This window comes from Prosthecobacter sp., from assembly GCF_044378005.1.
Classification (GTDB): domain Bacteria; phylum Verrucomicrobiota; class Verrucomicrobiia; order Verrucomicrobiales; family Verrucomicrobiaceae; genus Prosthecobacter.
Genome location: NZ_JBILYB010000197.1, coordinates 1 through 8,316 on the forward strand (window position 1 = coordinate 1; position 8,316 = coordinate 8,316).

Annotated in this window: 9 protein-coding genes; 2 read left to right on the forward strand and 7 right to left on the reverse strand. The window is 58.2% G+C overall.

Going from position 1 to position 8,316, the window contains the following annotated elements; genetic code table 11:
- The 5 genes from AC6FTP_RS23875 to AC6FTP_RS23895 form a co-directional block, all read right to left on the reverse strand.
- A partial coding sequence (locus AC6FTP_RS23875) for a 4Fe-4S binding protein (RefSeq protein WP_497209417.1) occupies window positions 1-1,560 on the reverse strand: 1,560 nt, incomplete at its 3' end.
- Complete coding sequence (locus tag AC6FTP_RS23880; RefSeq protein ID WP_497209418.1) at window positions 1,557-2,759, reverse strand: FMN-binding protein; 1,203 nt, start codon at window positions 2,757-2,759, stop codon at window positions 1,557-1,559. The genes AC6FTP_RS23875 and AC6FTP_RS23880, both read right to left, overlap by 4 nt.
- Before the next feature lie 77 nt (window positions 2,760-2,836).
- Window positions 2,837-3,862 (reverse strand): FAD:protein FMN transferase, encoded by a 1,026-nt coding sequence (locus AC6FTP_RS23885; RefSeq protein WP_497209419.1) that lies wholly within the window; start codon window positions 3,860-3,862, stop codon window positions 2,837-2,839.
- 79 nt (window positions 3,863-3,941) lie between these two features.
- Window positions 3,942-5,147 carry a sialidase family protein gene (locus AC6FTP_RS23890; protein ID WP_497209420.1) on the reverse strand — a complete coding sequence of 402 codons (1,206 nt, stop codon included), beginning with the start codon at window positions 5,145-5,147 and terminating at the stop codon, window positions 3,942-3,944.
- Between the two features lie 7 nt (window positions 5,148-5,154).
- Window positions 5,155-5,277 carry a hypothetical protein gene (locus AC6FTP_RS23895; protein WP_497209421.1) on the reverse strand — a complete coding sequence of 41 codons (123 nt, stop codon included), beginning with the start codon at window positions 5,275-5,277 and terminating at the stop codon, window positions 5,155-5,157.
- A 475-nt stretch (window positions 5,278-5,752) separates the two neighbouring features.
- Between AC6FTP_RS23895 and AC6FTP_RS23900 the strand changes: the two genes are divergently transcribed.
- Window positions 5,753-7,042, forward strand: a complete 1,290-nt coding sequence (locus AC6FTP_RS23900) for a DUF1501 domain-containing protein (RefSeq protein ID WP_497209423.1) — start codon at window positions 5,753-5,755, stop codon at window positions 7,040-7,042.
- 480 nt (window positions 7,043-7,522) lie between these two features.
- Window positions 7,523-7,687 (forward strand): helix-turn-helix domain-containing protein, encoded by a 165-nt coding sequence (locus AC6FTP_RS23905; RefSeq protein ID WP_497204423.1) that lies wholly within the window; start codon window positions 7,523-7,525, stop codon window positions 7,685-7,687.
- A 119-nt stretch (window positions 7,688-7,806) separates the two neighbouring features.
- On the opposite strand, the gene AC6FTP_RS23910 is transcribed toward AC6FTP_RS23905, so the two are convergent.
- Both AC6FTP_RS23910 and AC6FTP_RS23915 read right to left on the reverse strand, forming a co-directional pair.
- Entirely contained in the window at window positions 7,807-8,184 is a 378-nt protein-coding gene (locus tag AC6FTP_RS23910) for a response regulator (RefSeq protein WP_497209422.1), read from the reverse strand.
- Window positions 8,181-8,316 (reverse strand): ATP-binding protein (locus AC6FTP_RS23915; protein ID WP_497209424.1); only part of this gene is annotated, 136 nt, incomplete at its 5' end. The genes AC6FTP_RS23910 and AC6FTP_RS23915, both read right to left, overlap by 4 nt.

Below are 8,316 nucleotides of genomic sequence, written 5' to 3' on the forward strand. Positions count from 1 at the left end.
TTCGAGACCTTGCTCGAAGCCTTCGGCTTGCAGCACGTTGTTCGGGCAGGCTTTGAAGCATTCGCCACAGCGGATGCACATGTCGAGAAACGCAGGCTCTGGCACGCTGCCGGGCGGACGCACGGGGCGGAAGGCATTCGGATCATCAAGATTCGCTCCCCACAGTTTGGTCGTTGCGGAGATAGCACCACCACCTGCGACACCGATGCCTGAGCCAGTGACGAGTGACATGAAGCCGCGACGACCGAGCGCGGTCTCGCCAGTAGGCGGATCGTTTTCCTTCTTGAGGTCCATGACGTTCCAGCGCTCGACGAATTTGATCGACTGTGTCGGACAAACACCGCCGCAGGTCTGGCAGAGTGTGCAGTCGGTGACACGGGTGGTGAAGTCGGGCTTGATCGCGTCAAAGGGGCAGATCTGGACGCACTTGTTGCAGTTGATGCAGCTTGATTCGACCTTGCGTTCGCTGATGCGGAACAGGTTGCCCACTGAGAACAACGCGCCGCTCGGGCAGACGTATTTGCACCAGAAGCGCGGCTTCAACAGACCAAGAGCGAGCACGCCGAAGAAGAGCAGAATCGACACGACATGACCGAAGTTCATCGAGGGTACGAGATGCCATTCGCGCGCGAATCCACTCTGCAAGGGCTCGCCAATAAACAACATGCCGCGCGTGATGACCGGAATGGCGGCGACATAGCCGGAGATGAGCACGCCGCAGAAGGCAGCGATGAGCACGGCGAGCAGCAGGTAGTATTTGATGTGAACCCACCAGCCGTCTTTGGCGACGCGGAAGCGCGTGACGCGCTTGCCAATGGCCCAGTCAAACATGTCGATCAGTGTTCCGAGTGGGCAGAGGTAGCCGCAGAAGCCGCGTGGTATGAGCACGCACACCGCGAGAATGATGCCCGCACACACCAACGACCACACCCAGCTCCGCGACGCGATGGCGGTGGAGAGACTGACGAGCGGATCAATCACGAGGAAGCTCTCAGCTGCGACGATCTCCTTCCTCGCGAGGTCATCGGTGTAATGCGACGGCCACTTGCCAGGTTCTGTCTCATGCAAAGCCCAAGGTCCAGCGCCGAACAGCACGCGGTCGATCTGTTCCGCTGTCAGCGGCACGGCTGGTGCGAGTCGTACGCGATTGTCTTCGATGGCAGTGATGTTGAAGTGACCTGCCTTGCTGCCTTGATCGACGAGGAAGAGCTGCTGGCCGATACGCAGCTCTTTGGCAGCGCTGTCATGCTCCAGGTTCAGCCCTCCGCTGGTTTGCTCAAACTCGGCGAGGCGCCAGCCTTCGTGGATAACGCCGGGTGCTTGTGGCTTGGCGTGGTAGGGCCAGCAGACATAAAAGAAGAGCCAGGTGAAGGGCAGGAAGCACAGCGTCTGCACCACACGCCGCAGGGGCGCGGCGAGCATCGTCGGCCCGATGCGGCGCAGCAGCTTGCGCAACGTCGCGCTGATGCTTTTGGGCTGGGGTTTGCTCGACGCGCGCTGAAAGGGCAAGAAGTGATCCAGCCGATACAAGCTGCGTTTGCGCTGGCCGGGCTCTTTCATTTCGCTGCCTCGGCGAGTGCTTTGGCGGTGGCATTGATGATGGCGTTGCCGGTGATGGTGGCGCGGCTGGTGGCATCGACACCTTTGACGCCTTGCTTGGCGATGATCTGCTCTGGTACATCGCGCATGGAGGAATAATACTGCTTCTCTTTGTGCTGGGTGACCTTCACGGACTCGATGCGTTTGGATTTCACCTTAACGGACACCTGCACGTCTCCTTCGTAGCCGAGTGCGCTGGAGGTGAAGGTGCCGTCAGCCACCTTGGTGATGTCTAAAAGTTCAAACAGCTTGATGGCTTCAAGGCTATGCTGCGCGCGTCCGATCAAGCGCTGGAAGCGGTTCTTGTTTTTCGGGTCCACGGGCTCATCCAGTACCGCTTGGTAATAGGCGATGGCTTCATCATATCGCCAGGCCAGACGGCATGCATCACCACCGAGAAGATAGGCTCCGTGAGGCTCACTGTCGCCATCGGCAAAGGCATCGGCGTATTCCACAGCCTTGTCCGTCTCGCCCATGTCGCCCATGAGTTTGATGGTGTTGAGGTAGAAGCTTTCACCATCCAGCATGTCCATCGCCATCTGCTTGCTGCCCAGACGCCAGTAGCATTCGGCGAGCAGCACGCTCTGCTGATCATCCTCGTTCACACCGGCCTTCTGCCACCACCACGCGGCGCGCGCGTAGTCCTGGAAGAAGCGGAAGTACATGTTTGCGATCTCCTTTGTGGCTCGCAGTTGGATGACAGGATTGTCTTTGTTCAAAGTGAGCACTTCTTCCATGAGTTTCACGCCCTCACGCCAGCGGCTTTCGTTGGGATTGATGATGTCCCAGTTAAATTGCCCGACATTCTTCTGGTTGTTCCACTGCCCCTTTGGCGGATCAGCCCAGGTGATATCGAGCGTCTTCGGGTAGTTAAGCTTGGTGGACTTCAGCCAGTCCGGCGGTGTGGAGCCTTCCTTTTCGATCAAGGCTTTGACTTCTTCGGGAGTGCGCGTGGTGACAGATGCAGGTGCCGCACCGCTGGCTGGAGTGCCTGGCTTCGGCGTCAGTACGGTGCGCTGTCCGTTCACGGTCAAAGCATGCACCTGAGCCTGAGGCAGTGTGCGTTTGATCGTCTGCCCGCCGATCAATGCCTCGACAGTGACGGTCTTGGCAGCGGCATCGGTGGCGAGGACTTTGCCCTCCACCTTGTTGCCATTCATGAGTTCGATGGTGTCCGCGCTGACCCAGCCAGCAGTAACACCACGATGCCGATGCGAAGAGATGTGGTCATGGCGGTTTAGGCGTTGAGTGGAAAACCTTCGGTGGAGGTGACCTTACCGCTCTTCGAAACGAGCAACGCATCCGTGCCCGGCGTGCGCCTCACGAGGTCCATACCGCGCTCGATGCCGAGCACGAACACCGCCGTCGAAAGCGCATCCGCCGCCATCGCTGTCGGTGCGACGATGGACACGCTGGCCAGTTCCGTGGGTGAATGACCCGTGTGCGGATCAAAGAGATGATGATGGACGAAATCATCGCTAAATCGTGTCTCGTAGTCGCCCGAAGTCGCGAGACAGCGGTCCTGGAGTTTTGCCATGGAGACAAAAGCATCGTCATGCCGCGGATGCTGGATGCCCACGGTGAAAGCCTCGCCATCGGGCTTGCCGCCGAGCGCATTCATCTCACCGGCATCAATCAAGGCATGCATCACACCCACGCGCCGCAGCACCACCATCGCTGCGTCCGCAGCGAAACCTTGCGCGATGCCGTTCAGTGTGATCGCCGTGCCTGCTCCCGTGAGTTGGAGGCGACTTGGCGTGATTTTCACCCGCTGCCAGTCCACTAAAGCACGAGCTTGGATCACTTCCTCCTCACTCGGCAGTCGGCTATGTTTCTTCGCGTTGTGATACAGATCCCACAGCGGCTGCACCGTCACATCAAAGGCGCCGTTTGTTTCCTTTGCCATGGTAGTCGCATACTCCAACACGGTGACCAGATGCGGATGCGGATCATCAAGTGCCGCGTCTTGATTCAAGCGGCTGAGCTGACTCTCGGACCGGTAAATGCTCATCACACTCTCCACGAGTTCGAGTTCGGCAAAGGCTGCATCGAGTGCAGTCTCCGCCGCTGCCTCATCCCGATGCCAAACAGAGATGGTGATGGATGAACCAAGCGCGTGCGAGGTCTGGCGGAAGACTTGCCAAGGCTTCTCTCGTGACCACAGCCAGCCTCCAGTGCCGAGCGCTGCGCAGGCCCCGACTGTTCCCATGAGGAAGCTGCGGCGGTTCAGAGGAGGGCGGGAGATGTTTAAAGTTGGCTGCATGGCAGAGCTAAATTGTGTTCAACCAGCATTAAAGGTGAAAAGACCGGCGGCGTGAAGCCGAAACTCCAGCCGCAATCAATCACGGGCTGGTGAGCCATTCCAAATTGAAGCGGGCGAGTGTGAGTCCTGCGCCAGCGAAGCCGGGCTTCGTGCCACGCCCGTAGAAGCAGAGGATGGTGCTAGCCTGGGTCACAGCGATGTCGGAATACATGCTGGGGCCGTCCTCGATGAGCTTGTTCACGGGCCAGGTCTGGCCTTCATCGTGGCTGATCTTCACGCTGACTTTCTTGCGATCGCGGTTTTTGCCGGGCTCGGCCTTGCCTTTCTCTTTGTCGAGATTGTGAGGATTGGAGAAGAGGATGAGGCTCTTGCTATCGTGATTGTAGCGGACGATGCCGCCCATGCAGATGGGTTCGAGCAGTGCGTCGTCAAACTTTGGTGTGCTCCAGCCGGTGGCTCCATCTTTGCTGGTGGTGATGAGGCGGCGATGGGCCTTCGATTCGCTGCGGACGTTCAGCATCACGCGGCCGTCATTGAGTTCGATGGCGACGGTTTCATTCGGGTTGATCCATTCTTCGGTGCATGGCACGGCGATCTCGCTGGCGTGCCAGCTTTTGCCAAAGTCGTCACTGTAGATCGTGGCGGTAACGCTGGGGCGGTGGGCATTGCCGCCCGTGCCGGTGGAAAGCCAGACTGGGACGACGAGACGACCTGTCTTGAGTTGGATGCTGTGATTCGGCCCGGTGGCGAGCACTTTCCAATCGTAGTCTTTTTTGAAGGCCTCAAACGCGACGGTGATCTCGCTCGGCTTGCTCCATGAAATCCCATCGTCTTCGCTGCGCTGGTAAAAAACGCGCATGTATTCCAGGCAGAAGAGCATGTGGACGGTACCGTCCTTGTCGGCGATGAGCACGGGGTTGTTGTAGGTCACATCGTTGGGATCGACGTTCTTCATTTTCAGCGCGAAGGGGTTTTTCTGCTTTGGCCCATCGACATTGGCGATGCTTTTGGGTGCGCTCCAGGTCTTGCCATCATCCGTGCTGCGACGCAGCAGGATGCGGATATCATCCCAGTCGCTGACGCCAGCGGGCCGTTTGCGCGCCTCGCACCAGGCGAGCACGGTTCCCTTGGCCGTAACGACGATGCCGGGGATGTGGTAGATATTGTAAGCGGGGTCTTCACCGGCGGTGAAGAGGTCTTGCTTCTCGATGAAGGGCGCGGCGGCCAATGGTCCTGCAACGCAAGACAGAATGACGAATGACGAAAGGAGGAGGGCTGATTTCATGGTTGGGTCAGATGCTGGCGGTGTCGAAGTTGGAAGCGGGTTTGGAAACACCTGCGGTGTGGATGATGGCGGCGAGTTCGATACGCAGGTGCTTTTGATAGAGGGCGATGTCGGCGCTGTGGATGAGCATGGTTGCTTCGAGTTAAAGGAGGCGTGACTGATGAGTCGCCCCGCTCCCTGGAGGCTTTTATCATATAGCGGCCCCGGCATGGTGACGATGACGTTTCTCTGGTTAAATACACTGACCAGTGAACCGCGTGCATGCCGCTGCATCGCCGAACTCACGCATGGTTTTGAACTCGGCGCAGCTCTGATGCGGTCGCCCCATGACCGTCGTCATCGAGAAACTCTCGCCAAAAACGCCCGTCTTCATCGCTCGTGAAGTCACCTTCCTCAAAAGCATCATCAAACGCCTTATCAAGTCCACGCTGCCATCACCTGCGCGGCTCGACGAGCGCATGTGGCATCCCGAAAAGTCTGCTAAAGCCTACTCGAACTGCGATGACTTCGTATGTGATGGCGTGCCCTCTCAGGTAGAACAAAAGCAGGAAGTTGGAGGCCGCATCTTCGTAAGATGTCAGATCGCATCCACTTTCTACTTCTCCATGAAAAGACGTTCCCTTCTCAAACTCGCAGGAGCTGCCGCTTCCGCATCCCATGCGGACCTCGCCTTGCTCGCCAAAGAGGCTGCGCACGTGGCGAACTTCCCCATGGGCAAGGCGGAGCACGTCATTCACATCTGGCTCGGCGGTGGTGCCGCGCAGGTGGATACCTGGGATCCGAAGGCGCTCGGTGATCCGAAGGCGAAGAAGTCTGGCAGCTACTATCCGGGCATCGAGACCTCCGTGTCTGGCGTCAAAGTCACCGAGCATCTCTCGCGCTGCGCGAAGCTGATGGAGCACATCACCGCGATGCGCACCGTGAACCATGACGTGATCGATGAGCATGCTGCCGCTTCCAACCGCATGCACACGGGCCGCAACGTCAGCGGCACCACCGTGTATCCCTCGCTTGGCTCCATGATCGCCAGCGAACGCGGTGCTGCCGCCGAAGGCGTGCCCGCTTATGTGCTCATCGGATATCCGAACTTCTCCCGTGGTCCTGGCTTCCTCGGGGCGAAGGCGGGTTTCCTCTACCTGCTCGACACCGATGCTGGTCCCGCTGGTTTGAAGCGTCCGGAGCACATCCTCGATCCGCGCCAGAGCCGACGCGAGCAGTTGCTCGGCACCATGCGTCAAAGCGCCAAGGAACTGCGCGCCAGCCCCATCCTCAACGAATATGACACCGCGATGCAGGAGAGCCTCGCGCTGGCCGGACCCGAGTTCATGGATGTCTTCAATCTGAAGTCTGAGAAAGACGAGCTGCGCACCGCCTACGGCAGTGAGTTCGGCCAGCGCTGCCTGCTCGCACGTCGGCTCATCCAACGTGGCGTTCGTTTCATCGAGGTCTCGCACAACCTCAACTTCGTCAACGGCACAGGCTGGGACACGCACAACCAGGGCCAGCTCAAGCAGCACCTCCTCATTCAAGACCTCGACCAGGCACTGAGCACGCTCATCACCGATCTCAAAGCCCACCGCCTGCTCGACAAGACGCTCATCGTCGTGAACACCGAGTTCGGCCGTCCCTCCGCTTTTGACGGCGGTGGTGGTCGTGGGCATCAAGGCAGCACCTTCAGTGTCGTGCTTGCTGGCGGCGGTCTGAAGCACCGCGGTGCCTGGGGTGTCACCGACGACGAGTGCAAAAAGCCTGTCGAAAACCCCTGCAGCGTGCCTGACCTCTTCGCCACCATCCTCGCCGATTTAGGCATCAATCCTTCCAAAGAACTCTACGATGGTGATCGCCCCGTGCCGATCACGGATCGCGGCCAGCCTGTGAAGGCGCTCTTTGCCTGAGTGGATCGAGCGATCCAGGGAGGCTCGTCGCGGTCAGGCGAGTGTATGACGGGTTCAGGGTTTCGCATCCATTGCCCTGCAATCGTGGATAGAAGGGAAGGGAGGCATAATATTGCCGCCATGCCGTTTGATTCGCCAAACCTTAGCTCGATTACCAATGGATATGGGGCGGGAAATCATTATTCTCCATACTGCCATACTCTTCCATTTCACAGGCTATCGTTCTCCAGTTGGGTTTTGGCATAGTGCTCTTCATGGAATGAATTGGAAGGTTGGTTGTCACAACTTGTCATGACACGAATCTCCACTTTTCTCAAAGAATGGTGAGGGTGCCCAGGGGTGCAGCAGTGCTTGTTGCGCAACAAGATGCTTTGTGTGGAAGCTAATGGTGATGACATGCACCCACTGGTTGACACGCTAATCATGGCGATGAACGCAACCCCCAATCCCTCTGAAACCCCTGCTGCCGCTAACTCTTCTATGCAAAACGGACCCGTCCTCTGGACTGTTCGGGATGTGGCAGACTATGCACGCTGTAGCACTCGACATGTCAGCAATCTGCGAAACCAAGGTCTACCTTTCCGTAAGGCCGGTCGGCTAGTCCGGTTCAACTCTGAAGCTGTGAAGCGTTGGTTTGAGGATTGAATAATAGACGTCATTCCATCCGAGCAACGGAACGCACCTCGAAATGATCAACGTTCTTATGCACCCTCGAAACCTCCAAGGGTGATTAGCGCCAAGATTTGGCCAGGTTATTTGTTGTGTTATGAGCCCATCTCAAACTCACCCTGATACGCCACTACCATCTCCTGATCCTCAGTCCACAACTCAGTCTGAACCCTGCCTCTGGACCATTGATGACGTTGCTCGCTAACCACGATGACGGGCGTTGACTCATTGTTGGCATCCTGACGGATATGCACCAGCAGGTTTCGCCCGACCTGCTTGTGGGTGGGCTTGCCCTTTTTGATGGGCAGCTCCTGATCCAGCAGGATGAGGTCGTAACGGCGCTTTTGCAGCAAGGCCGTGGCGGCGACCTGGCAATCCGCCGAATCAAAGTCGAAGCCCATGGACTCAATGCGGTCCTCCAGCGTCCGTAGCACCTTTTCGTTGTCGTCGATGATGAGAACAGTTTTTTTCATTCGGGGATTTCGGCGGGCAGGCGCACCACCACGGTTGTGCCCTTGCCGTCCTGGCTTTGAATTTCAAGCGTGCCGCCGTGGAAGGTCACGTAGCGCTGTGCGATGGGCAGGCCGTAGCCGGTGCCGTTGTTT